At 69.7% G+C, this 23,111-nt stretch carries 22 protein-coding genes; 9 read left to right on the forward strand and 13 right to left on the reverse strand.

The genetic code is table 11. The features are described from left to right. Positions 1-9: 9 nt before the first annotated feature. From BKN51_RS08705 to BKN51_RS08750, 10 genes are all read right to left on the reverse strand, one after another. Positions 10-1,290 carry an aminotransferase family protein gene (locus tag BKN51_RS08705; protein ID WP_101607135.1) on the reverse strand — a complete coding sequence of 427 codons (1,281 nt, stop codon included), beginning with the start codon at positions 1,288-1,290 and terminating at the stop codon, positions 10-12. Between the two features lie 27 nt (positions 1,291-1,317). Then, complete coding sequence (locus BKN51_RS08710; protein ID WP_101607136.1) at positions 1,318-2,763, reverse strand: NAD-dependent succinate-semialdehyde dehydrogenase; 1,446 nt, start codon at positions 2,761-2,763, stop codon at positions 1,318-1,320. Positions 2,764-2,947: 184 nt separating this feature from the next. Further along, positions 2,948-3,454 carry a TetR/AcrR family transcriptional regulator gene (locus BKN51_RS08715; RefSeq protein ID WP_101607137.1) on the reverse strand — a complete coding sequence of 169 codons (507 nt, stop codon included), beginning with the start codon at positions 3,452-3,454 and terminating at the stop codon, positions 2,948-2,950. A gap of 651 nt (positions 3,455-4,105) precedes the next feature. Then, positions 4,106-5,059: an NAD(P)H-dependent flavin oxidoreductase gene (locus tag BKN51_RS08720; protein WP_101607138.1), complete on the reverse strand. Its 954-nt coding sequence runs from the start codon at positions 5,057-5,059 to the stop codon at positions 4,106-4,108. Next, a complete protein-coding gene (locus BKN51_RS08725; protein WP_101607140.1) occupies positions 5,056-6,657 on the reverse strand; it encodes an AMP-binding protein in 1,602 nt (533 codons plus the stop codon). The genes BKN51_RS08720 and BKN51_RS08725 overlap by 4 nt, the downstream gene beginning before the upstream one ends. Continuing rightward, positions 6,657-7,421 (reverse strand): enoyl-CoA hydratase/isomerase family protein, encoded by a 765-nt coding sequence (locus BKN51_RS08730; protein WP_101607142.1) that lies wholly within the window; start codon positions 7,419-7,421, stop codon positions 6,657-6,659. The genes BKN51_RS08725 and BKN51_RS08730 overlap by 1 nt, the downstream gene beginning before the upstream one ends. Then, positions 7,422-8,609: a CaiB/BaiF CoA transferase family protein gene (locus BKN51_RS08735; RefSeq protein ID WP_101607143.1), complete on the reverse strand. Its 1,188-nt coding sequence runs from the start codon at positions 8,607-8,609 to the stop codon at positions 7,422-7,424. Beyond that, a complete protein-coding gene (locus tag BKN51_RS08740) occupies positions 8,606-9,325 on the reverse strand; it encodes an enoyl-CoA hydratase/isomerase family protein (protein WP_101607145.1) in 720 nt (239 codons plus the stop codon). The genes BKN51_RS08735 and BKN51_RS08740 overlap by 4 nt, the downstream gene beginning before the upstream one ends. Beyond that, positions 9,322-10,260: a hydroxymethylglutaryl-CoA lyase gene (locus BKN51_RS08745; protein WP_101607146.1), complete on the reverse strand. Its 939-nt coding sequence runs from the start codon at positions 10,258-10,260 to the stop codon at positions 9,322-9,324. Before BKN51_RS08745 ends, BKN51_RS08740 begins: the two co-directional genes overlap by 4 nt. A 58-nt stretch (positions 10,261-10,318) precedes the next feature. Next, positions 10,319-10,804 carry a MarR family winged helix-turn-helix transcriptional regulator gene (locus tag BKN51_RS08750; RefSeq protein ID WP_101613125.1) on the reverse strand — a complete coding sequence of 162 codons (486 nt, stop codon included), beginning with the start codon at positions 10,802-10,804 and terminating at the stop codon, positions 10,319-10,321. A gap of 55 nt (positions 10,805-10,859) precedes the next feature. On the opposite strand from BKN51_RS08750, the gene BKN51_RS08755 reads away from it, so the two are divergent. Next, the gene (locus BKN51_RS08755; protein WP_233224178.1) at positions 10,860-12,239 is read left to right on the forward strand and encodes an MFS transporter; all 1,380 of its coding nucleotides are present in this window, start codon (positions 10,860-10,862) and stop codon (positions 12,237-12,239) included. Positions 12,240-12,588: 349 nt separating this feature from the next. Next, entirely contained in the window at positions 12,589-14,106 is a 1,518-nt protein-coding gene (locus tag BKN51_RS08760) for a nucleobase:cation symporter-2 family protein (protein WP_101607149.1), read from the forward strand. 15 nt (positions 14,107-14,121) lie between these two features. Here BKN51_RS08760 and BKN51_RS08765 read toward each other — a convergent pair whose 3' ends face one another. Beyond that, positions 14,122-15,150 carry a methyltransferase gene (locus BKN51_RS08765; RefSeq protein WP_146044418.1) on the reverse strand — a complete coding sequence of 343 codons (1,029 nt, stop codon included), beginning with the start codon at positions 15,148-15,150 and terminating at the stop codon, positions 14,122-14,124. Between the two features lie 100 nt (positions 15,151-15,250). Between BKN51_RS08765 and BKN51_RS08770 the strand changes: the two genes are divergently transcribed. Together BKN51_RS08770 and BKN51_RS08775 are read left to right on the forward strand one after the other, a co-directional pair. Beyond that, entirely contained in the window at positions 15,251-16,270 is a 1,020-nt protein-coding gene (locus BKN51_RS08770) for a FecCD family ABC transporter permease (protein WP_101607151.1), read from the forward strand. Continuing rightward, the gene (locus BKN51_RS08775; protein WP_233224177.1) at positions 16,267-17,307 is read left to right on the forward strand and encodes a FecCD family ABC transporter permease; all 1,041 of its coding nucleotides are present in this window, start codon (positions 16,267-16,269) and stop codon (positions 17,305-17,307) included. The genes BKN51_RS08770 and BKN51_RS08775 overlap by 4 nt, the downstream gene beginning before the upstream one ends. A gap of 4 nt (positions 17,308-17,311) precedes the next feature. Here the strand turns inward: BKN51_RS08775 and BKN51_RS08780 are convergent, their stop codons facing one another. Together BKN51_RS08780 and BKN51_RS08785 are read right to left on the reverse strand one after the other, a co-directional pair. Further along, positions 17,312-18,298: an ABC transporter substrate-binding protein gene (locus BKN51_RS08780; protein ID WP_158255819.1), complete on the reverse strand. Its 987-nt coding sequence runs from the start codon at positions 18,296-18,298 to the stop codon at positions 17,312-17,314. Positions 18,299-18,484: 186 nt separating this feature from the next. After that, the gene (locus BKN51_RS08785; RefSeq protein ID WP_101607155.1) at positions 18,485-19,063 is read right to left on the reverse strand and encodes a TetR/AcrR family transcriptional regulator; all 579 of its coding nucleotides are present in this window, start codon (positions 19,061-19,063) and stop codon (positions 18,485-18,487) included. 91 nt (positions 19,064-19,154) lie between these two features. Between BKN51_RS08785 and BKN51_RS08790 the strand changes: the two genes are divergently transcribed. The 5 genes from BKN51_RS08790 (at position 19,155) to BKN51_RS08810 (ending at position 22,915) form a co-directional block, all read left to right on the forward strand. Then, on the forward strand, positions 19,155-20,111 hold the full coding sequence (locus tag BKN51_RS08790) for a ketopantoate reductase family protein (protein ID WP_101607157.1): 957 nt from the start codon (positions 19,155-19,157) through the stop codon (positions 20,109-20,111). Positions 20,112-20,482: 371 nt separating this feature from the next. Then, on the forward strand, positions 20,483-21,187 hold the full coding sequence (locus BKN51_RS08795; protein ID WP_101607159.1) for a response regulator transcription factor: 705 nt from the start codon (positions 20,483-20,485) through the stop codon (positions 21,185-21,187). A 100-nt stretch (positions 21,188-21,287) separates the two neighbouring features. Further along, a complete protein-coding gene (locus tag BKN51_RS08800) occupies positions 21,288-21,788 on the forward strand; it encodes a lamin tail domain-containing protein (protein ID WP_101607160.1) in 501 nt (166 codons plus the stop codon). 56 nt (positions 21,789-21,844) lie between these two features. Next, positions 21,845-22,153, forward strand: a complete 309-nt coding sequence (locus BKN51_RS08805) for a helix-turn-helix domain-containing protein (RefSeq protein WP_101613128.1) — start codon at positions 21,845-21,847, stop codon at positions 22,151-22,153. 132 nt (positions 22,154-22,285) lie between these two features. Further along, positions 22,286-22,915: a lamin tail domain-containing protein gene (locus BKN51_RS08810; protein WP_233224176.1), complete on the forward strand. Its 630-nt coding sequence runs from the start codon at positions 22,286-22,288 to the stop codon at positions 22,913-22,915. The last annotated feature ends 196 nt before the right edge of the window (positions 22,916-23,111 follow it).

The following is a 23,111-nucleotide window of genomic DNA, read 5'->3' on the forward strand; positions in this document are numbered from 1 at the left end:
GGTCCCCGCTCAGCTCGCCGCGGCCGCGACGTGGCGGCACAGCACGTCGGCCAGGGTGTCGAGCTGCTCCTCGGTGATGACCAGCGGCGGGGACAGCACGATGCTGGTGCCGGAGGCGCGGACCACCACGCCGTCCGCGCGGCAGCCGGACTGCACCGACGCCGTCGGCACGTCGGTGAATTCGATGCCGAGCATCAGGCCGACCCCGCGGACCTCGCGCACGTGGGGGAGTTCGGTGAGCGGGTCGAGCCGTGCGCGCAGCCGGGCGCCGAGGACACGGGCGCGTTCGAGCAGGTTCTCCCGCTCGATGATGTCGAGGTTCGCCAGCGCGACCGCGGCGCCGACGGGATGGCCGTTGTAGGTGAAACCGTGCAGGAACGTGGCGCCGTCGGCAAGGTCGAGCACCCGGCGGCCGATGAGCACCGCGCCCATCGGGACGTAGCCGCTGGTGATGCCCTTCGCGGTGACGATCATGTCCGGCTCGATGCCGAAGTGCTGACTGCCGAACCACTGTCCCGTCCGGCCGAAGGCGGTCACGATCTCATCGACGATGAGCAGGATCCCGTTGCGGCGCAACACTTCCTGCACGCGGGGCCAGTACCCGTCCGGCGGCGGCACCATCCCGCCGACACCCAGCACCGGTTCGCCGATGAACGCGGCGATGCGATGCGCGCCGATCTCGGCGATGCGCTGTTCCAGCTCCGCGACGAGCACGTCCGTCGCGTCCGGGCCGTACTCGATGGCGTGGGGCTTTCCCAGCCATTCGATGTCGGGCAGCAGCGGGCCGAACCCGGCGCGCAGGCCCTCGATCCCGGTGGCGGCGAGCGAGGCGCCGCCCATGCCGTGGTAACCGCCGGTCCGGGCCAGCACCACCGTCCGCTCCGGGGACCCGGCGTGGTGGAAGGCGAGGCGCGCGAGCTTGATCGCGGTCTCGTTACCCTCCGAACCGCCGTTGGTGAGGAACACGCGTTCCAGACCGGCGGGTGCGAGCGACAACAGCCGTTCGGCGAGGCGGATGGACGGAGCGTTCGAGTAGTCGCCGAAGGACGAGTAGAACTCCAGCCGTCGGATCTGCTCGGCGGCGACGTCGGCGAGCTCGGTGCGGCCGTGGCCGACCGGGCACTGCCACAGCCCGCAGGTGCCGTCGATGTACCGGTGGCCTTCGGTGTCCCACAGCAGGGCGCCCTCACCACGGTCGAGGATGAGCGGTTCGGCCGGGGCGCCGATCGTGGTGTGCGGGTGGACGAGGGTGCGCCGGTCGAGAGCGGCGAGCTCGGTGGTGCTGGTCATGAAGGTCCTTTCTTTGCCCGGGCCTGCTCAGAAACGCAGCGCCACGGCCTTCGTCTCGGTGTAGGCCTCGATGCCTTCGGCGCCGCCTTCGCGTTCCTGGCCGGAGTTCTTCTGACCGCCGAAGGGCAGTTCCGGGCGGACCGGGGCCGGGTCGTTGACCCCGATCACGCCGAAGTCCAAGCGGTCGAGCGCCCGCCAGACACGGCGCAGGTCGCAGCCGAACAGGTAGGCGGCGAGCCCGTAGTCCGTGGCGTTGGCCAGGGCGATCGCCTCGTCGTCGTCGGTGAACGTGGCGACGGCGAGCACCGGGCCGAACGTCTCTTCGCGGCTGATGAGCATGTCCGCGGTGACGCCGGTCAGCACCGTCGGCCGGAACCAGTGGCCGCGCAGCGCCGGGTCGCCGGACTCCCAGCGGCCACCGCCGATCAGGACCCGGGCGCCCTTGGCCACGGCGTCGGCGACCTGGTTCTCGACCTTCGCGAGCCCGGCCTCGTCGATCAACGGACCGACTGTGGTGCCTTCGGCGTCTCCGCGTCCGACGCGCAGCGCGGCCGTCTTCTTCTCGATCAGCGCGAGCAGGTCGTCTCGTACGCTTTCGTGGACGTAAAGCCGGTTCACGGCCGTGCAGCTTTGGCCCGCGTTGAAGAACTTCGCGGTGACCACGCCGGTGGCGGCCGCTTCGAGATCCGCGTCGGCGAAGACGATCGCGGGGGAGTGCCCGCCCATTTCGAGCGACGTGCGGCGAAGCGTGTCGCCGGTCTGGCGCAGCAGGCCGAGGCCGACCTCGGTCGATCCGGTGAAGGAGACCTTGCGCAGCCTGCGATCGGCAAGCAGCGCTCCGACGAGTTCCGCGGGGCGGCTCGTGGTCAGGGATTGCAGCACACCCGCGGGAAGGCCGGTCGCCTGCAGGATGTCGAGCAGCGCGGTGGCGATGAGCGGTGTCTGTTCGGCCGGTTTGGCGATCACCGGGCAGCCCGCGGCCAGGGCGAGGCCGACCTTGCGCAGCAGCATGCTCGCCGGGAAGTTCCACGGCGTGATCGCGAGGACCGGCCCGACGGGGGAGCGCAGCACCAGGCCGGGGCCCGCCGCGGAGGCGGGGGTGACCCGGCCGTAGGCGCGGCGCCCCTCTTCCGCGGCCCACTCCAGCATCCGCGCCCCGCTCGCGAGTTCGCCCGCGGCCTCCGCGAGGGGTTTGCCGTTCTCGCGGCTCAGCAACGAGGCGAGTTCACCTTGGCGTGCCCGGATTTCCGCCGCCGCGGCGCGAAGGTGACCACCGCGGGTCTCCGGATCGGTGTCCGCCCAGCCGCGAGCGGCGGCGGCCGCGGCGTCGAGCGCGGCGAGAGCGTGGGTGGGGTCCGCGTCGGCTGCCTGGCCGAGGACGTCGAGGCTCGCGGGGTCCACGACGTCGAACGTCGCCGGGGCGGAAAGCCGGCGACCGTCGATCAGCAGGGTCGCGGCAGCGGTGTCGGGCATCGGAAGGCCTTTCGCTTCAGGGATGCGCCGAGTCTGACTCCCGAGTGTTGATTAAGTCAACACCTAATCGGTTTCGAAAGTCTGAAAAGGACAGTCGGGAGTTGTTGCCCTGTAACGAAAAATGGCAGTACTGTGGCCCGGTGTCACGCGGGGTGCGTGTCACCGGGCGGCAGTACTGCCGGTCTTAGCCGTGCTTTGCCAGGATGGTGTGCAGGGCTTCGAGTGCCGGGCCGGGGTCGACGTCCGGGTCCGCCACCTGGTGTAGGAATATTCCGTCGAGGGCGTAGAAAACGAGTTGCGCGAATCCGTCGTCCGCGGGCAGTTCTTTGCCGACCGCGTCGAGATATCCGCGATAGAGCCGTCGGACCACCGGCCGCAACTCCGGTCGCCGAGCGGACTCGACGACCAGTTGGTACTGGAAGATCTGGATCTCCGCGCTGTCCTGGTATCGCTTCCGGACTTCCTCGCCGTCGGCGAACACTCCGGTGCGGGCGCCGATCAGGCCGTTCTCCGCGCTCTCTTCGAGTACCCAGTCCAATGAGGACTGGAGGAGATCGTCGATGGACGAGAAATGGTGCTGGACCGCGCCTGTGGTGCAGTCGGCCGCTTTCGCGACCGCGCGGTAGGTGAGGCCGCGGAGTCCTTCGCGTGCCACGACTTCGACCGCGGCGCGCTGGAGTGCCCGCTTCATTCCCGGAACCTCCTTGCGCGTCTGAGGGCTTGTGGGAGGAGGCTACATTACAGATGTAATGTCGCGCTACCGACGGGACAGGCTTCACGTACTTCAAACCGGGCAGGGGGGCCGGTACCGGGTCGGTCACGTTGGTCGTGAGTGGCGATTCGGGTTAGTGCCGAAGGGGTCTTAGATACCTGCTGGCTGGGTTGGTTGCAGGTCCGTGAAGGCCTCCTTGCCTACCCTGAAGGTAGTGAAGGAGGCCTTCACGGACTACGTGATCGCCCTCCGAAGCCTCAGCGACGCCCGCCAGCCCGGCAGTCACGGGCGGCGGCGCGTGAAGGTCCTTTCCCGAGTACATGAAGGCCCCCTTCCTGTACCTAGGCGCAAGGAAGGGGGCCTTCATGTACTGCGGGGGCGAGCCAGAGCGGCAGTGGCGTGGCGGGCCGTTGCGAGGGCCGCGCCAGCCAGCCCGGGTGTCGCGAAAGCCACTTTCGCGACGTCTGATGTCCCGAAAGTGGCTTTCGCGACACGGCCGCTGGGCAGCACGAACTTGCGAACACTCGCACGCAAAATCCAGTAGGTACCTAGGGCGCCCTTGGCTAGAACCCGAATCGCCACTCACGACCAACCCGACCCAGCACGCCACGATCGCCCTGCCCCCACTCCTCAGGGCCGCAGCCGCTCCACCGCCGCGTCGTACTCCTCCACGATCCGCCGCACGATCTCACCCGCGGGCAGCACATCGGTCACCAGCCCGGCCGATTGGCCCGCTTCGACCTTGCCGTTCTTCAGGTCGCCGTCGAGCGCGGCGTCGCGCAGGGTCGAGGCGGCGAACACCTCACGTCGCCGTTCGACGTCGGCCGCGGCGTCCTCGAGTTCGGTCATCCGGTCGGTGAAGTCGTTGGCCAGCGCGCGGATCAGGCCGAGGTCCCGGCCGACCGTGCGGGTCGAGTCGATCCCGGCGGCGACCACGGCGGCCTTGTAGTCCGGGTGGACGGTGGCTTCGGTGCTGGCGAGGAACCGGGTGCCGAACTGGGCGGCGCCCGCCCCGAGCGCGAGCATCGCGGCGAGGCCGGCGCCGTCGGCCAGGCCCCCGGCCGCGACGATCGGCGTGTCCGGGACAGCGGTGGCGACGGCGCGGGTGAGGACCAGTGTCGTGACGAGGCCGGGTGGCGGATGTCCTCCGGCTTCGGCGCCGACCACGACGAGCCCGTCGACACCGGCGTCGACGGCCTTCTTCGCGTGCTCGGTTCCGGAGACCACGTGCAGGCAGGTCGTCCCGACGTCGTGGAAGCGCTCGAGGTAGCGTCGCGGACCGCCCTGCGAGGCGATCAGCACCGGCGGGCGCCGTTCGAGCAGCAACTCGATCACTTCCTCGGCACCCGCCCGGTAGAGCGGCAGGTTCACCGCCCACGGCGACTCGGTGCCGTCGGCCAATTCGTCGAGGGTGCGGGCCAGGTCCGGCAGCCGCATCGGTCCCGCGGCGACCACCCCGAGCCCGCCGGCGTCGCTCACCGCGAGCGGCAGGGCCGAGCACGACGAGGCCCACGACATCCCCGCCTGCACGATCGGCAGCGCGATGTCCAGCAGTTCGGTGACGGGGGTGCGGATCCGCCTCATCGGACAGGCCCGAGCAGGGTGCGGGCGTGCTCCGCGAGCTGGTTCTTCCGCACCTTCGAACTCGCGGTCATGCCGATCCCCTCGAAGTCGTCGACGATCCGAAGATGGTGCGGCACCTTGAAACCCGCCATGTTCGCCTTCGCCCAGCGCAAGAGTTCCTCCTCGGTGACGGCGTCGGGTTCGCGGAGCACGACGAACGCGAACGGGACCTCGATCAGCCGCTCGTGAGGCACCCCGACCACCGCGGCCTGCCGGACCGCGGCATGCCGGTGCAGGACGTCCTCGACGTCGGCCGGGGCGACGTTCTCACCCCCGACACGGATGATGTCCTTGGTACGCCCGGAGAAATGGAGCCTGCCTGACAGGTCGAGCAGACCGATGTCCCCGGTGGACAGCCAGCCGCCGGCGTCGATCGCGGCGGCGGTCTGCCCGGGATCGTCGAGGTAGCCCCGCATGACGTTCCAGCCGCGGACGAGGATCGCGCCCGGGGTGCCCGGCGCGCAGTCGTGGTCCCCGTCGAGCGCGCGGATGCGGACTTCCACCCCGGGTTCGACGGCCATCGCGCCGGAAGCCCGGATCTGCTCGGGCTCCCACCAACAGGACTGCGCGACGTTCGGCGAAGCCTCGGACAGGCCGTATCCCGCGACGCATTCACGGGCACCGAGCTCGTCGATCACCCGCCGGATCACCGTCGGCGACGCCGCGACCCAGGCACCGCGCAGGTGGAGTTCCCGCGTCGCGCGGTCCGGATGGTTGAGCAACATCATCGCGATGGTGTCGTTGCCCGAAAAATGGGTGCAGCGCTCCTCTTCCAGCAGACGCAGGGCCTCTCCCGCCTCGAATTTGGCCATGGCCACCAAGGTGACGGCGTGCTGCAGGCTGGCGAGCACCGAAAGCGTGCTTCCGGCGACATGGAAGAAGGGACGGGCGCTGAGGAAACGGTCGGCGGGACGGAACCCGAGCCGGGCACCCGAAAAGTACGCGTTGGCGCACATGCTCCGATGGGTGAGCAGGACACCTTTGGGGCGGGATGTCGTGCCCGAGGTGTACTGCACGAGCAGCACGTCGTCCGGTTCCGCGGTGGCCGGGGTGTCGCCGTCGGCCGCGGCGAGGAACGCCTTCCAGGACGTCACCCCCTCCGGCACCTCCGTGCCCAGTACGACCACGGAGGTCAGGTCGGGCAACGTGGCGCAGCGCCCGTCGGTCCCGAGGCCCAGCTCGCGCAGCATCGCGACGAAGTCGACGCGCAGCACACGGTCCGCGACGAAGAGCGTGGACACCTTCGCCTTGGCCAGCATGTACCGCACCTCGTCGGCGGTGCACCGGGTGTTGACGGGCACGGTGACGGCGCCGAGCGAGCCGATCGCGACGAACAGCGCGACCCAGTCGGGCCCGTTGCCGAGGCAGACGCCGACACGGTCACCCCGTCCGACGCCGTGTGCCGCGAGCGCGGACCGGATCCGCGCGACGTTCCCGGCGAGCTCGCCGTAGGTGACGCGGGATTCGGCGGTGACGACGGCCTCGACGTCCGGCGCGGTCAGCGCGGCGCGCTCCAGCGCCTCGTGCGCGGTGAGCGGGCAGACGGTGCGCAGGTCCATCACTCTGCCTCCTTGGCTGTCGCGGTGGCCGAGAAGCGCTCGACGCCGTCACGCCAGTCGCCAGTCTGCAGATTCTGCTCGATCGCGGCCATTTCGATGCGGATGCCGCGGTCGAGGTCGGTTTCGGTGCCGAGATCCACCGCGCGTTTGGTCAGCGCGATGGCACCCGGTGGTGCCTTGGCGATGGTCCGCGCTGTCTCGTCGCCGACGTCGGCCAGCTCCGCCGGGGGAACGACGCGGACGACGAGCCCGAGGTCACGGGCCTCTTCCGCGCCGACGGGGCGATTGGTGAACAGCAGCTCCTTGGCGCGGCGCGGCCCGATCGCCCTCGGCAGCCGTTGGGTGGCACCGATCGTGCCCCAGTGCGGCTCGGGGAAGCGGAACGTGGTGCCCTCGGCCGCGATGGCGAAATCGGCGGCGAGGGCGATCTCGCCGCCCGAGCCGACGACGGCCCCGTGCACCAGCGCGATCACCGGACGGCGGCAGGCCGCGATCGCGGCGTAGGCGGCGAACGAGGCCACGCGGCGGCGGCGTATCCACGACGCGTCCTTGCCGGTGCGCTCCTTGAGGTCGGCGCCCGCGCAGAAGACCGGACCCTGCCCGGAGAGCAGGACGACGCGGACAGACTCGTCGGCGTCGATCTCGTCGAACGCCGCGCGCAGCTGAAGACACAGGGGCAGGTCCACGGCGTTGCGCGCGGCCGGGCGGGCCAGTTCCAGCCGGGCGATCCCGGCGGTGACGTCGAGCAGGATCCGCTCGTCCACTCAGATCACTCCTTCGCCGCGCAGGGCGGCGATCTCGGCCGAGCCGAAGCCCGCTTCCGCGAGCACACTTTCGGTGTCGGCGCCCAGCAACGGCGGGCTCTCCAGGTCATGTGGCCGTGCCCCGGTTTCCCGCAGGGGAGTGCGGATCGCGGGGAACTCGCCCTCGGTGGGATGCGAGAAGGTGCCGACGACGCCGCGCGCCCGCGCGTGCGGATCGTCCAGTGCCTCTCGGACACCCCGGACCTCGCCCACCGGCACGTCGGCCGCACGCAGTTCCTCGACCAGCTTGCCGCTTTCGCGGTCGGCGATCGCCGACCGCAGCGCGGTCATCACCCGGTCCCGGTGGGCGACACGACCGGCGTTGTGCCGGAGTTCGCTGTCGGACTCCAGGTCGTCGAGGCGGAGCACGCGGCACAGCGGCTGCCAGTGCTGGTCGCTGCAGCTGATGTGCACCCAGCGGCCGTCCGCGGCCTCGAAGGCGGCGGACGGGACGCGACCGGGGTGCTGACTGCCGGTCCGCGCCGGATCCTCGTCGAGGGCGAACAGCCGGGCGGCGTTCAGCGCGTGCAGGCTGAGCTGGACGTCCATCATCGACACGTCCAGGTGGCGGCCGCGTCCGGTGGTTCCCCGGCCCGCCAGCCCGGTCAGCACGGCGATGACCACCCAGAGCCCGGAGGTCAGGTCCGCCGCCGGGATCCCGGTCTTGACCGGCGGGCCGTCCGGTTCGCCGGTCATCGCCATGACTCCGGACAGGGCCTGGAAGACGGTGTCGTACCCCTTGCGGGCACGGTCCGGGCCGGTCTGCCCGAACCCGGTGGCGGAGACGTACACCAGGCCGGGGTTGCCCGCGGCCAGCTCCTCGTAGCCGAGGCCGAGCCGGTCCATCGTGCCGGGCAGGAAGTTCTCCACGACGACGTCGGCACGGGCGGCGATGCGGCGGGCGGCGTCGCGGCCGCGGGTGTCCTTCAGATCGAGGGTCACCGAACGTTTGCCCCGGTTGACGGCGAAGAAGTAGGCACTTTCCCCGGCGGGGAGCCGGGGTTCGAAGCCCCGCGTCTCGTCGCCGGAGCCCGGCCGTTCGACCTTGATCACCGTCGCGCCCAGCTCGCCGAGGATCTGCGTCGCCATCGGGGCGGCCAGCACCCGGGAGAAGTCGAGCACGGTGATGCCTTCGAGGGGCGGAGTCACCGGCGGAACCCCCGCATCAGGGCGTTCACGTCCTGGCCGGCGCGCACGGCGGCGTCGGTCGGCAGGTCGGCGACCCGGTAGAACAGGTCCTTGGCGGCGCTCAGCGCGCGCGGCTCCACCGCCGCCCAGCCCGCGGCGATCTCCAGCGCGGCGGAGAGGACGTTCTCCGGCTCGACGACGCTGTTGACCAGGCCGTGTTCGAGCGCTTCGGCCGCCGTGAGCAGCCTGCCGGTGCTGATCAGCTCGAAGGCGAGTTTGCGGCCCAGGTGCCGTACCAGACCGGTCATCACCAGGGCCGGGACGAGGGAGTGCCGCAGTTCCGGGTAGCCGAAGCGCAGGTCGGTGCCCGCGACGACCATGTCGGCGCCGATCGCGAGGCCCGCGCCGCCGCCGACCGCCGCGCCGCGGACCGCGGTGACGACCGGGGTGCCCATCCGCTGCATCCGCGTCTGGAGCCCGGCGGTCAGCGCCGCTCGCTCCAGTACGGCGTCGGGCTGCTCCGGAGTGAGCGCGGAGAACTCGGAAAGGTCCGCGCCCGCACAGAATCCGCGGCCGTTGCCGGTGAGCACCACCGCGCGGACGGCGGGGTCGAGGTCGGCGTCGTCGAGCGCGTCCCGCAGCGCCCGGGTGAGGGCGGTGTCGAGCGCGTTGAGCTTGTCCGGCCGGTTGAGGGTGAGGACGCGGACCCGGTCGCGGTCCTCGGTGAGCAGGATCATCGTCGGCTTTCTCCTTGTGTGCGGGCGAAACCGGCTCGCGCGACCATGCTGTGCAGCGGACGGCCGAGTGCTTTCTCGCAGGCGGCGGACGACTCGGCGAGCGCGCCGGGGTCCAGTCCGGTTCGGACACCCATCGCGTGGAAGAGGTCGACGAGGTCTTCGGTGCAGACGTTCCCGGTCAGCCCGGCGCCGTAGCCGATCGACGCCGGGTGGCCGCCGACCCCGCCCATCGCGCTGTCGAAGTGGCGGCAGCCCGCGTCCAGCGCGGCCACGGCGTTAGCGATGCCGGCGCCCCGCGAGTTGTGGAAGTGCGCGATCAGCGGCAGTCCGGGGTGGGCCCGGCCGAGCCGCTCGAACAGGGCTGTGACGGTCTTCGGCGTCGCCACCCCGGTGGTGTCGCCCAGGGTGACCGCGTCGGCGCCCAGGTCGGCGAAGCGGGCGACGTCCTCGGCGACCCGGCCCGGGTCGACAGCGCCTTCGAACGGGCAGCCGAAGGCGACGGACACGACGCCGATCAGGCGGAAACGCTTGTCCGCCAGGCGGATCATCTCCGCGACCCGGTCCCACTGGGCGGCGCGGGTGGTGCGCAGGTTCCGTTCGGTGTGGCTCTCGCTGGCCGAGACCAGCAGGCTGAGCTCTTGAGCCCCGGCTCCGCGATCCAGGTCTTCCAGCGCACGGGTCACCGCGCGGGGATTGGGGCACGTCGCCTTGAACGCCACGCCCGGCCGGTGGCCGAGGGAGGCGAGCACCTCGCTCGCGTCGGCGAACGCCGGGACCCGCTCCGGGTGGCTGTAGCTCGTGGCTTCGATACGGGTGAACCCCGCGCGGGCGAAACCTTCCAGCAGGGCGACCTTCGTCGCGGTGGGGACGAACGCGGGCTCGTGCTGCAGCCCGTCCCTGGCGAAGCACTCACAAATCGTGACCCCGTCGGTCATCGAGTCACCTCCTACGGTGACTCCAGAATTACCCGCCGCGAGTTGATAATGTCAACACTTAGGGTTTCGTGTCACGCTCGCGCTCCTCCTGTTCGATGACGAGCGCGGCGTCGGCGAGCTTGTCCAGGGCGCGTTCGAGGATCTCGGTTTCGGTGGAGGTCAGGATGCCGAGGAAGGCGGCGTCGCGCTCGTTCGCCGCGACGATGAGACCCCGGTACACGGTGAGCCCGTCCTCGGTCAGCGCCAGGCGGGAAGTGCGGCCGGAAGCGGCCGTGCGGTTCACCAAGCCGCGCTCGACCAGCTTCGCCACCACCCTGCTCATCTGCGCTTTGTCCAGGCCTGCCCGCCGGGCCAGCCGGTTGAGCGTGAGCGTCGGGTCCGCGGCGATGAGGGCGATCGCCCGCCATTCGCCGAGGCTCACGTCGAACTCCCGGCGGTAGCGCAACGCTGCTGAGCGCGACAAGGCGGCCGACGTGCGGGAGAGTCGGTAGGACAGCAGCTGGGAGATCGGGACGAGCTCGTGTCCGTCCGGACGTTCGGTCATGCCGGGCATCCTACCCATCGGGCACCGAGTGTTGACAGTATCAACACTTGCGCGCATGCTCGCGTCGTCCCCGCCGCCGACAAGGGAGTCGAAGACCGTGGCCGATCCCAGTCCAGCCACCGAACAGTCCGCCATGCCGGTCGACCGTCCTGCCACCTATCGGGCGATCGCGCTGCGGATCATGCCCTTGCTCGTGATCTGCTACATCGTCAGCTTCATCGACCGGACGAACATCGGGATCGCGCAGGAAGGCCTCAAACGCGACCTCGGTTTCGGCCCCGCGGTCTACGGCCTCGGCGTGACGGTGTTCTTCGTCGGGTTCATCCTCTTCGAGGTGCCGAGTAACGCGCTGATGGCACGGATCGGGGCGCGCAAGTCCCTGGTGCGCATCATGGCCTCCTGGGGCGTCGTGACCGTGGCGACGATGTTCGTCCAAGACGAGTACACGTTCTATGTGGCGAGGTTCCTGCTCGGCGTCGCCGAAGCGGGATTCTTCCCCGGGGCGCTGTTCTATCTGTCCCGTTGGTTCCCGTCGGCGCGCCGGACCCGCATGACCGCGATCTTCTTCATCGGGGTGCCGGTTTCCGGGATCGTGGGTTCGGTGATCTCCGGCGGCATCATGCACAGCCTCGGCGGTGTCGCGGGACTCGCGGACTGGCAATGGCTGTTCCTCGTCGAGGGCATCCCGCCGATCCTGCTCGCCCTCGCCGTGCTGTTCTGGCTCGCCGACGAGCCCGAACAGGTCCGCTGGCTCACTCCGGCGCAGAAGGCCGCGGTCCGCGCCGACCTCGACGCCGATCAGCTGCTCAAGGGAGGCGCGGGCGGCACGCGGACCCATGCCGGGCTCCGCGCCGCGCTGAGCGACCCCAAGGTCTGGATCCTCGGGCTGTGCGCGTGCGGCGCGTACACCCTCGCGAACGCGGTTTCCTTCTGGGCGCCCAGGATCATCGCCGACGCCGGCGTGGGCGACGTGCTGGACCTCGGCCTGTTCTCCGCCGTGCCGCCGCTGGCCGGGATCGTCGCCATGCTGATCGTGGGACGGCATTCCGACCGCACCCTCGAGCGGCGCTGGCACGCCGCCACGGCCTGGATCGTCGCGGCGCTCGCGATGTTCGCGATCTCCCTTTTCCACGGCAATGTCTTCGCGGTCGTGGTGCTGCTCGCCGTCCTCGCGGCGGCGCACTACTCGGGTCTGACGGTGTTCTACTCGATCCCGTCGATCTATCTTTCGGACCGCGCGGCCGCGACCGGTATCGCCGTCGTGACCTCGATGGGCTCCTTCGCGGCCGCCGCCTCGCCTTCCTTGCTCGGGTTCATCCAGTCCGCGACCGGGAGTCTCGGCCTCGGGCTGCAGATCAGCAGCGGGATGGTGCTGATCGCGGTGATCGTCCTTCTCGTCGGCGTGAAGGCGGCCGATCTCAAGGAGAAGAAGTAAGGATCCTCGACACTTGATTCGCGAATGGCGTGGTCGATACCGGGGAAGGTATTGCGGGGTAAGTCAAAGGGGGTTATTGGGTGACAGGGCAAACATGGCGTGTTCGCGGCGGGGCGGCGACGGGATGAAGGTGGCTTTCGCGACGTCCCGGGAGGCTGGTGCGGCCTTCATGGTGGCGTTGTGGCTGAACCCACGGTGAGCGAAGGCGTAATCCGTCTCTGATCACACGGCCGGCACTTCACTCCACGACCGACGCCGACTTCGGGTCTTGCAAGTTCTGCTATGTGGAAGCTAACCTCCGCAGACTGAAATTTCCCGGAATCGCTCGCTGGTGCCGAGAGGCGGATCCATGGTGAAGAGGACGCAGGCCGAAGAGGGCGTCAGGCCCGAGGACGAACGGCTGGGGATCGGCAAGAGCTTCACGTACGGCATCCAGCACGTTCTGACGATGTACGGCGGGATCATCGCGCCGCCCTTGATCATCGGCGGTGTCGCGGGCGTTTCGCCCGCCGAAATCGGGCTGCTCGTCGCGTCCTGCCTGTTCATCGGCGGGCTGGCGACGATCCTGCAGTCGTTCGGCGTGCCCTTCTTCGGCTCCCGGCTGCCGCTGGTCCAGGGCACTTCCTTCGCCGGCGTGGCGACGATGACGGCGATCGTGGCCGACGGCGGGCTCCCCGCGGTGTTCGGGGCGGTGATCGCGTCCACGCTGCTCGGCCTGCTCATCACGCCGGTGTTCTCGCGGCTGGTGAAGTACTTCCCGCCGGTCGTCACCGGGACGGTGATCACGGTGATCGGGCTCAGCCTGATGCCGGTCGCGGCGCAGTGGGCGATGGGGAACAACACCAAGGCCGCGGACTTCGGCTCGGTCTCCAACATCGGCCTGGCCGCCCTGACCCTGATGTTCGTGCTGGCGCTCAGCAAGGTCGCCGTCCCGGCGATCTCCCGGCTTTCGATCCTCCTGGCGATCGTGGTGGGCACCGTGCTGGCCGCCGTGCTCGGCAAGGCCGACTTCTCCCACGTCGGGGACGGCCCGATCTTCGCGGTACCGACGCCGTTCGCTTTCGGGGTGCCGACCTTCGACGTCGCCGCGATCTTGTCGATGTTCATCGTCGTGCTGGTGACCCTCACCGAGACCACGGCCGACATCCTCGCGGTGGGGGAGATCGTCGGGACGCGGGTCAGCAAGCGCCGGATCGGCGACGGCCTGCGCGCCGACATGGCGTCCTCGGCGATCGCGCCGATCTTCAACGGGTTCACCCAGAGCGCGTTCGCGCAGAACGTCGGCCTCGTCGCGATCACCGGGGTCAAGAGCAGGTTCGTGGTGACCGCCGGGGGAGTGGTCCTGCTGGTGCTCGGGATGCTCCCGGTACTCGGCCGGGTGGTCGCGGCGATCCCGTACCCGGTCCTCGGCGGCGCCGGTCTCGTGCTGTTCGGCACGGTCGCGGCGTCCGGGATCAAGACGCTGTCCAAAGTGGACTACAACGGCAACCTGAATCTGGTCATCGTCGCTGCCTCCATCGGTTTCGGCATGATCCCGATCGCCGCGCCGGACTTCTACCACCACTTCCCGACATGGGTCGGCACGATCTTCCATTCGGGCATCAGTTCCGCCGCGCTGATGGCCGTCGTGCTGAACCTGGTGTTCAACCATCTGAAACCGGGCAAGGCGGGCACCGACCCGTCGGTGTTCGCGACGGCGACCCGCGTGATCGACTACTCAGACCTCAAAGCCTTCTCGCAGTTGGAGGACGGCGACAGGATCGTCGACGGCAAGATCGTGGACGCCGACGGCAAACCGGTCCCGGTGCGGGGTGCGGACGGCCGCCCGGTGCAGTACCGGATCGGCGCCGAACCGGAAACGCACTGAGGCGGCACGTCGCGCTCAAGGCGCCGGAATCGCCTCGATGAGCCAAAACCCGGTGTCTCCCAGTGGACGGGTGTCCGTTGCCTCGAGGTTCGCCCGGCGGCACAGGTTCTCGAAATCCGTCCGCGTCCGTTCGCGGCCGCCCACGTTCACCAGCATGTTCAGATCGCTCAAGTACAGCCCCGGCGGTGTGCCCGGTCGGACGACCTCGGGCAGCACCGGTTCCACCAGCAGCAGCCGGCCGTCGGGCGGCATGACCGCGCGGCAGTGCCGCAGGATCGTCGCGCACCGGTCGTCGTCCCAGTCGTGGATGATGCTCTTGAGCAGGTACACGTCGCTGCCGTCGGGCACCTCGGCGAAGAAATCCCCGGTCAGGACCGACGTCCGGTCAGCCAGACCGGCCGCTTCGAACCGTCCGGTGGCCGCGGCGCCACCTTCGGCGGAGTCGAACACCGCACCACGCACCGAGGGGTGGGCTCGCAGGATCTCCGTCAGCAGCGTGCCGTCCCCGCCGCCCACGTCGGTCACGCTCGCGAACCGGCCGAAGTCGAAGGCCTGCGGGAGAATCCGGGCCACCGCACGCGAACCTTCGCTCATCGAGGCGTTGAACAGCGCCGACTTGGCGGGATCCTCCGCCAGGTGCGCGAAGAACGGCTTGCCGAAGACGTCGTCGAAAGCGGGCCGCCCGGTGCGGACGCTCTCCGCCATCCCTTCCCAGCCGCGGGTCATCACCGGGTCCGTGAACATCTCGACCAGAGCGGACTGCGCCCCCGGATGCGCTTGTCCCAGCAGGCGCCCTTCCCCGGTCACCGCGAAACGGCCCGTCTCCGGCTCGGTGAACAGCCCCAGCACGGTCAACGCGCGCAACAGCCGGGTGACCGTTTCCGCGGGAAGACCGAGCGCCGCCGCGACTTCCGCACCGGTGCGCGGCGCGTCGTCGAAGGCGTCGACGAGTTTCAGCTGGAGCGCCGCGCGGACGGTATACGTGGTCATGAACCCGAAGGCGAGCCGTCGCAGGTGCGAGCCGGGCGGCAGTGCTTCCGTCATCTGTCCTCCAGTGCCGTTAGAATAAGGCGAGCCTAACCTAAATTCCGAGCGGCGAGGTGGCCGCGAACGGGTTCTGCGCGACGACGAACGGGGTTGCCAGGTGGCGGTATCGACCGGGACGGCCGCCGCTGCCCACGTGCGGTGCGCGACCGGTTTGGTACTGGCGCTCGGCTTGCTGGCCGGGGCCGGGGTGCTGAGCCTGCTCGTGGGATCGGAACCGGTGGGGATCGGACCGGTGCTGCGGGTGCTGTTCGCCGACGACCGCAGCGACGCCGCGGTGATCGTGCACGACCTGCGGATGCCGCGCACGGTGCTGGGAATCTGCGTCGGGGTCGCGCTCGGCCTCGCCGGGGCGCTGATGCAGTCGCTGACCCGGAATCCGATCGCCGACCCCGGGGTGCTCGGGATCAACGCGGGTGCTGCGCTGGGTGTGCTGGTCGCACTGGTCGGATTCGGGATCGGGACTTTCCGCGGCTACGTCTGGTTCGCGTTGCTGGGCGCGGCGCTGAGCACGGTGCTGGTGTACGCCGTCGCCGGCCGCGGCCCGACGGCGGGCGCTCCCGTCCGGCTGGCGCTGGCGGGCACCGCCGTGGGTGCCGCGCTCGTGGCCTGCGCCGAGGGACTCGTTTTCCTGAACCCGAAGGCGTTCGACGAGTACCGGTTCTGGATCGTCGGCGACGTCGCCAGACCGGGGATGTCCGTCGTCGTCCAGCTCCTGCCTTTCCTGTCCGCCGGGGTGATGCTGACGCTTTCCCTCGGCCACCGGCTGAACGCGCTGGCCCTCGGCGACGAACTCGGCGGAGCGCTGGGGGTGCGGGTGGCGCGCACGCGCGTGCTGGTCGGGCTCGCGGTGCTGTTGTTGTCCGGGATCGCCACGGCGGCGGCCGGGCCGATCGCGTTCGTCGGGCTGGCCGTACCGCATCTGGCCGTCAGGGTGACCGGTCCGGATCAGCGCTGGCTGCTGCCGTACGCGGGGGTGTTCGGTGGCGCACTCGTGCTGCTGGCGGACGTGCTCGGCCGGGTCGTCCTCCCCTCGGGCGAACTCCGGGTGTCGATCATGACGGCCGTCATCGGGGCCCCTTTCTTCGTGTGGCTGGTGCGGCGGGGAAGGTCCGCGTGAGCAGGGTGCGGGTGGTTCGGCTGGCCGGTCTGTCCCTGCGGGTCCGGCCGAGAGAGGTCGCGGTGACCATCGCGCTCGCCGTCGCGCTGGCCGTCCTGACCGGCTACGCGCTCACCGTGGGCAAGTTCCCCATCCCGGTTCCGGACGTACTGGGCCTGCTCGCGGGCCGTCCGGGACCACCCGGCGCGGACTACGTGTTCTGGACCGTCCGCCTGCCGCGGGTGCTCACCGGGCTGCTGGTGGGCGCGGCACTCGGGGTGAGCGGCGCGATCGTGCAGAGCCTGGCGCGCAACGCGCTCGCCAGTCCGGACGTGCTGGGATTCTCCGGTGGCGCGGCGACCGGTGCACTCCTGCAGATCGTGCTGCTCGGCGGGAACGCCCTCGCGGTCGCGTTCAGTTCGCTCGCCGGCGCACTGGCGACCGCGGCGGTGGTGTACCTGATTTCTCGCCGTGCCGGGGTTTCCGGTCTCCGGCTGGTGCTGGTGGGCATCGGGATCGCCGCACTGCTCTCCGCACTGAACCGGTATCTGCTCATCACCGCCGAACTGGACGACGCCTTCCGCGCCGGGGTGTGGCTGACCGGCTCGTTGCTCAACCGCACGTGGGACCACGTGACCATCGTGACCGTCGCCGTGGCCGTGCTTGTTCCGGCGGCGACTCTGTTCGCCCGCCGCCTCGGCCTGCTGGAACTGGGCGACGAAACGAGTATCGGGCTCGGCGTACCGGTGGGGCCGACCCGGCTGGCGCTGTTCGCGATCGCCGTCGGGCTGGCGGGCGCGGCGACGGCGGCTGCGGGACCGGTGGCGTTCGTGGCCTTGGCCGCGCCGCATGTCGCCCGGCGCCTGCTGCGCACGCCCGGTCCCAGCCTGCTCGGCGCCGGTCTGGTCGGATCCGTCCTGCTGATCGGCGCGGACCTGGTGGGCCAAAAGGTGTTCCCGGTGAGCGAGCTCCCGGTCGGGGTGGCGACCGGTGCGCTCGGCGGCTGCTATCTGGCCGTGCTGATGGGCCGCCGGTGGCGCGGCGGATCGCTGCGCTGAGCCTTCAGGCGAGCTTGCCGACGGTGCGGTCGAGGTCGTCGAGAACCGCGTTCGCCGCCGACGTCGAACCGCCGTCCCACCAAGAGATCCTGGAGACCTCGAAGACCTTGCCGTTCCGCACGGCCGGCAGTCTCCGCCACAGGTCTCCTTCGGTGTACTTGGCGAAGGTGCTCGAAACCTGGCCGCCCTCGCTGGCGCCACCGCCGCTGAAGTGGATGATCGCGTCGGCGTCGGCGAGCCTGCCGACCTGTTCGGGCGACAGGGAAGTGTAGGTGTCGGTGGGCTTTCCGGGTGCGCTGGACGGTGAGCGGGTGACGCCCGCGTCGGTGAGGATCCTGGACGGGAAGATCACCGAATCGGTGATGATGCGCAGTTCCTCGGTGGTGAAGCGCAGCAACACGATCTTCCGGCCGCCCAGCAGCCGCGCGTGCCGTGTGCGGAATTCGCCCGCTCGCGCGCGGTAGGCGTCCAGCCGTTGTTGCTGTGCCTGCCGGACGCCGAAGATGTCGGCGACGGTGAGCGAGGCCTCGTGCCATTCGACCTTGTTCGCGGTGTTGGCGTAAGCCACCGTGGCGGCCAGCCCGGACACCGCCGGATACTTGTCCCGCAGGATCGTGATGTGCCCGACGATCAGGTCGGGGCCGAAGCCCGCCAGCCGCTCGACGTCCACCTGGCCGAAACCGAGATGCTCGAACGGTTGCTTCGGCGGCGGCAGGTAGCCGGGCACCGGCTGATCGGTCTCCAGCGTCGCCGACGCCACGAGCGGGACACCGTGCTCGACAGCGACCTGCATGGCCTGTCCCGGATCGAGGGTGATCACCCGCCGCGGGCTGATCGGCACCTGGGTCTCGCCGTACGGATGGCGCACCGGCTTGGTGGCCCCGCTCTCGCCTCCGCCGCCCTGCGTGCCGGGGCCACACGCGCCGAGTCCGAGAGCGGCCGCGCCCGCGAGGAAAGCGCGCCGTCCGACCGGCGCGGGCTTGTGATTCATCGGTTCCCCCTCGGTGAGCACGACGAGTGAACGAGCGGTGACTCCGAGGCTACCGCTTCTCGTCCCCGGTCGGCGTCGTTCGGGATCCGGGCCGCATGGGGGCATCAATCGACCATCGAGCTGTCCAGAAGTGTCCCGTGTGGACAGTCCAGGTCCACGAGAGCGCGTCCGCGGCCGACCGATCCTTCAGTCGCGGGCGGTCGGGGGCCGCAGTCCGTCCAGGACGAGGGTGATGACACCGTCGGCCTCGGCCCGCCAATCGGGGCGGTCATGAGCCGCGCCGATGCCGTGCAGCGCCATCATGATCGTGCCGGGAACCACGTCGTCGCGGATGGCGCCGTCCCGCACGGCGGCGGCCACCAGGTCGGTGACGGCCTGCTCCAGTGCCCGGCTGCCCTCGGCGAGGGCACCCGAGCGATCGGCCATGAGCGTGGCCAGTGTCCGGGCCAGGCCCTCGTGGGCGGCTATGTGGTCGACCATGTCGCGGAGGAAGGTCGCCAACGCCTCCGCCGCGGGCAGCGTGTCCTGGAGCAGGCGGGCGCGGTCGCACAGGGCGGCGACTTCCCCGTGGTAGACCGCCTCGGCCAGGGCCTCCCTGGTGGGGAAGTGGCGGTAAAGCGTGCCCGTGCCCACGCCTGCCAGGCAAGCGAAGTCATCGAAGCGCAGATCGAAGAAGCATCCGGCCTGGAAGATCTCTCTGGCCTTGGCGAGCAGGGCCTCGCGCTTGCGCCGGGCGTCGGCTCGCAGCGGCTTGGGGGCGGTCATGCGCTACCTCGCGTTGACAAATGGAGATGACCTCCATATTTTCGATAAGTGGAGATTACCTCCAAATCGATCGTACTCCACGAGGTGCAGCGTGAAGATCCTGATGTTCGGGCGAGGCGTGATCGCCACCGTTTACGGCTGGGCTCTGGAACGGGCCGGGCACGAGGTCGAGTTCTACGTCCGGCCGGGCCGTGCCTCGGTGTACGGGGACGCGATCGACCTCGACCTGTTCGATACGCGGCGCCGGGTATGGGGGCGGCGCGTCGCCGAGAAGTGGCCGGTGCGCTACCACGAGACGCTGGAGCCGGACCACGACTTCGACCTGATCGTGGTCAGCCTGCCGCACCACCGCCTGGCGGAGGCGTCGGCCTTCCTGGCGCCGCGCATCGGCAAGGCGACGGTGCTGGTGTTCGGCAACATCTGGACCGAGCCGCAGGACGCGATCGCCCCACTTCCCCTCGACCGGATCGCCTGGGGCTTTCCCCAGGCCGGTGGCGGTTTCGACGCGGACGGCGTGCTCCGTGGGCTGCTGCTGCCGTCGGTCGTCTTCGGGACCTTCGGCAGGCCCCCGACCGACCGGGAGCGCACCGTGCGCCAGGCGTTCCGCGAGGCCGGGCTCCGGATCAAGGAGCGGCCCGACTTCCGCGGCTGGCTGTGGGTCCATTTCGTGTCGGATGCCGGCCTGCTCTCGCAGGGCTTGCGGCGAGGTTCCCTGTCCGAGCTGGCCGGGTCGGCGGGCGACCTGCGCGCGGGGTTGCTGACCGGCCGCGAGTTGCTGCCGCTCCTCGAGGCGCGCGGCATCGACCTGCGACGTCACCGGGTCGGTTTGCTGCCGTTCCGGGCGCCCACCTGGCTGACGGCCTCCGCTCTCGCCTGGCTGACTGCTCATGTCGCGGCGGCGCGCGTGAGTCTCACGGCGCACTCCGACCCCGACGCCGAGGAGCCTCGTGAGGTCTGCCGGGACACCCTGGCCGAAGCACGACGGTTGGGCATCTCGGTACCGCGGCTGGAAGCGGCGGAACCGCACTTCGGTGAACGCGCGTATTAACGGAAGCGGGTCCGATAACACGACTTTCCGCGCACGCCGGATTTTTCAACGACGAGAACCAATCCCTCAAGGAACCTTGACCGTATCCCTGTTCCGCCGTCCGGCCCAAATCCGGCCACCTCGTACGCGACTTTTCTTCCTTGTCACCCGATTGCGGGTCCTCACCCGGGAGGAGAAGCGGGAAGATCCATGCCGGACCGCGACGAAAGAGGATTCGGCGGAAAATGAGTACCGACGTCGCCGCGGCGGTCGGTTTGACGGATCGCCCGAGCGAGCGAAGCTGTTCTCGGCGAATGCGGGCGCCGCCCGGCCCGGACCGACCGCACGGCCCGGGTCGTCCTGGGCAACCGTCAAGCACCCCAAGGGGAACCATGAACCGCGTCACCACGCTCGTAGTAGACGATCAGCCCCTCATCAGATACGCGCTCAGCAGGCTGTTACGGGATTCGGCGGGGGTGGGGGCGGTGGCCGAGGCCGCGAGCGAGCCGGAAGCGTTGTGGCAGTGCGAAAAACGTCATCCGGACATGGTCATCACCGAACTGTCGATCTGGGGTGAGCCCGCCGGGACCGCGATCTGCCGGTTCGTCAAGGAACATTTCGAGCGCGTGACCGTCCTGGTCTTCGCCGGTGACGCCTCGCCCTCGGCCATCGCCACGGCGCTGAACGCGGGCGCGGACAGCTTCGTGCACAAGTCGGCTAACGGCGGGCAGGTGATGTCTGCGGTGCGCTCCACGCTCGCCGGGCAGCGGGTGTGCCTGCAGGCGGGCGGATCCCCGCCGGTGGTCGGCGAAGCCGTGCGGTACGCGAGTGCGATGACCAGGCGGGAGGAGGAGATCCTCGCGCTGATCCTCTACCGGTGGTCCAACGACGAGATCGCCGAAGAACTGCACCTCGCGACGCAGACGGTGAAGAACTACGCCAGCCGGATCCTGCAGAAGCTGGGCTTCGGCAGCAGGCGTGACCTGTTCCGGGCACTGCGGTTCCGGCCGGGCGGAAACCCGTTACCCCGGCTGGAAACGACCTCGCACGAGGGCGAGCCGTTCGCCGCGGACCGGCTGGCCGGGTACACGCCCTAGGCCGGTCGGGTGGGCGGCGTACCGGAAGTACCGAGACCGGACCAGGTTCGGTACCCGCCGTATCCTGTGCCGCCGAGATCGTTTTCCTAGCGTTGCAGTCATGACGAAGTCAGGTTTTCTGTTCCTGATCCTCGCACTCGCCGGAATCCCCGCTCCGGACGTGGTCCGGTCTTCGTCGGTCAAGATCCATGAGGTGCTCGGCGGCCCGGCGGGCTACATCGACCTGCGCAACACCGGCGCCACCACCCTCGACATCGGTGGCTGGGCCGTTCAGGCGTGCACGGGCGGAGCCGTGCCCCTCGAACTGGCCACCCTGCCCGCCGGGAGCGAGATCCTTGCCGGTGACCACTTCCTCATCACCGGACAGGGCTTCGGCGGGACGGTGCAGCACTTGGTCGTCGAGGCGATCGTCGGGGACGGCGAGATGCTGGTTGACCGGCGCGGAACCCGGGTCGACAGCCTCGGATGGGCGCCGTCGTCACCCTGCCGCGAGAACCAGGCCGCCGCCGGCTGTCCCGGCCTCGCCCAGGCAAGGGACGCCGTCAGCCGCGACACCGACAACAACAAGGCCGACTTCGGCTGTGTGCCACCGCTCGGCTGAGAGCCGGTTGTCAGTCCGTTTTGGAATCCGTGTGCCTGTACCAGAAAGGTGCGGTCGTGGCCGCGAACGGCGAAGGCGGGGACGTGACCCCGCTGTCCGAACTGCTCACCGAACAGCGAATCGCGAGAGGCTGGTCCCAGGGTGACCTGGTCGCGAAGTTGCATACCCACTCCGGCAACGACAGCGTCACCCGAGTGGAGATTTCCCGCTGGGAAAGGGGAAAACGTATTCCCGGTCCGTACTGGCGGCAGTGGCTCGGCGATGTGCTGGACACGTCTTGCCGGGAGCTCGAGGTCGCCGCCGCGGTCGCGAGAAGACGGCGGCGGAAAGACGCGCCCAGGGAGCGATGGACCCTTATCGACTGATGGGAAAGTACCGCGAAACTGGCCACTTCCCGGCGGCGTCCCGGTTCTCGGATACTTATCTGGTCGCCACCGGTCGAAAGGATTCCGGTCCGGCGAACAAAACCCCGGTAATCAAGCTGAAAGGAATTTCTCGTGCGACGAATTCTGGGCGTTTCGGCGGTACTGGCGATGCTGGCGATGGGGACGGCGGGCGGTGTCGCGAATGCGGCGGGTGAAGGCCACGAAACCGAGGCCGCGCCGCTGGTCTCGTCTTCCGTGGTCATCAACGAGGTTTCGACCCGCGGCGTGAACGGTCTGCTCGACGAGTACGTCGAGCTGCGCAACGTCTCGAGCCAGCAGCAGGACGTGAGCGGCCACGTCGTCCGCATCTACTCGCCGTCGAACGTCGTGGTCGACACGATCGTCCTGCCCGCGGGCACGATCCTGCAGCCGAAGGGCAACGCCGGCCAGTTCGCGGTGCTGATCGGGCAGAACTTCTCCGGCACCATCGCCGACCAGACGTACGTCATCCCGTTCACGCTGACCAGCGTCGAGGGCATCCCGACCCTCGGTGGCCTCTCGGTGCAGAACCTGGCCGGCGCGAAGATCGACGGTGTCGCCTTCAGCAACTCGGTGATGACCCCGCGTGAAGGCCAGGCGGCGACTCCGGAGAGCACCATCACCGATCAGCTCGACGCGGCGAACACCCGCAACATCCTGAGCACCGACACCGACAACAACCGGCAGGACTTCTCCCTGCAGCTGCGTTCCCCGGGTCTGTAGGACCGGAGAACCGACCCGCTAGACCGGGCCCGGGCCGCCGTCGGCGGTCCGGGCTCTTCCATGGCGGTATCTCGCCAACGGCGACATACCGCCACCGAGAGTTATTTTCATCCAGGAAGTCCTGCCTCATCCTCGGGAAACTCCATCTTCGCGGCGGCCGTGACCACGGCCGCTTCTCACTATCCGAGGAGAGTCA

Source organism: Amycolatopsis sp. BJA-103, assembly GCF_002849735.1.
Classification (GTDB): Bacteria; Actinomycetota; Actinomycetes; order Mycobacteriales; family Pseudonocardiaceae; genus Amycolatopsis.

Bases quoted from the DNA above. Each gene is read 5' to 3' on its own strand.
- BKN51_RS08785 (WP_101607155.1), bottom strand. From the start codon at position 19,063: ATGACCGCCCCCAAGCCGCTGCGAGCCGACGCCCGGCGCAAGCGCGAG.
- BKN51_RS08720 (WP_101607138.1), bottom strand. From the start codon at position 5,059: ATGAGGCGGATCCGCACCCCCGTCACCGAACTGCTGGACATCGCGCTG.
- BKN51_RS08755 (WP_233224178.1), top strand. From the start codon at position 10,860: ATGCTCGCGTCGTCCCCGCCGCCGACAAGGGAGTCGAAGACCGTGGCC.
- BKN51_RS08710 (WP_101607136.1), bottom strand. From the start codon at position 2,763: ATGCCCGACACCGCTGCCGCGACCCTGCTGATCGACGGTCGCCGGCTT.
- BKN51_RS08780 (WP_158255819.1), bottom strand. From the start codon at position 18,298: ATGAATCACAAGCCCGCGCCGGTCGGACGGCGCGCTTTCCTCGCGGGC.
- BKN51_RS08760 (WP_101607149.1), top strand. From the start codon at position 12,589: ATGGTGAAGAGGACGCAGGCCGAAGAGGGCGTCAGGCCCGAGGACGAA.
- BKN51_RS08795 (WP_101607159.1), top strand. From the start codon at position 20,483: ATGAACCGCGTCACCACGCTCGTAGTAGACGATCAGCCCCTCATCAGA.
- BKN51_RS08800 (WP_101607160.1), top strand. From the start codon at position 21,288: ATGACGAAGTCAGGTTTTCTGTTCCTGATCCTCGCACTCGCCGGAATC.
- BKN51_RS08740 (WP_101607145.1), bottom strand. From the start codon at position 9,325: ATGATCCTGCTCACCGAGGACCGCGACCGGGTCCGCGTCCTCACCCTC.
- BKN51_RS08750 (WP_101613125.1), bottom strand. From the start codon at position 10,804: ATGACCGAACGTCCGGACGGACACGAGCTCGTCCCGATCTCCCAGCTG.
- BKN51_RS08715 (WP_101607137.1), bottom strand. From the start codon at position 3,454: ATGAAGCGGGCACTCCAGCGCGCCGCGGTCGAAGTCGTGGCACGCGAA.
- BKN51_RS08745 (WP_101607146.1), bottom strand. From the start codon at position 10,260: ATGACCGACGGGGTCACGATTTGTGAGTGCTTCGCCAGGGACGGGCTG.
- BKN51_RS08765 (WP_146044418.1), bottom strand. From the start codon at position 15,150: ATGACGGAAGCACTGCCGCCCGGCTCGCACCTGCGACGGCTCGCCTTC.
- BKN51_RS08725 (WP_101607140.1), bottom strand. From the start codon at position 6,657: ATGGACCTGCGCACCGTCTGCCCGCTCACCGCGCACGAGGCGCTGGAG.
- BKN51_RS08705 (WP_101607135.1), bottom strand. From the start codon at position 1,290: ATGACCAGCACCACCGAGCTCGCCGCTCTCGACCGGCGCACCCTCGTC.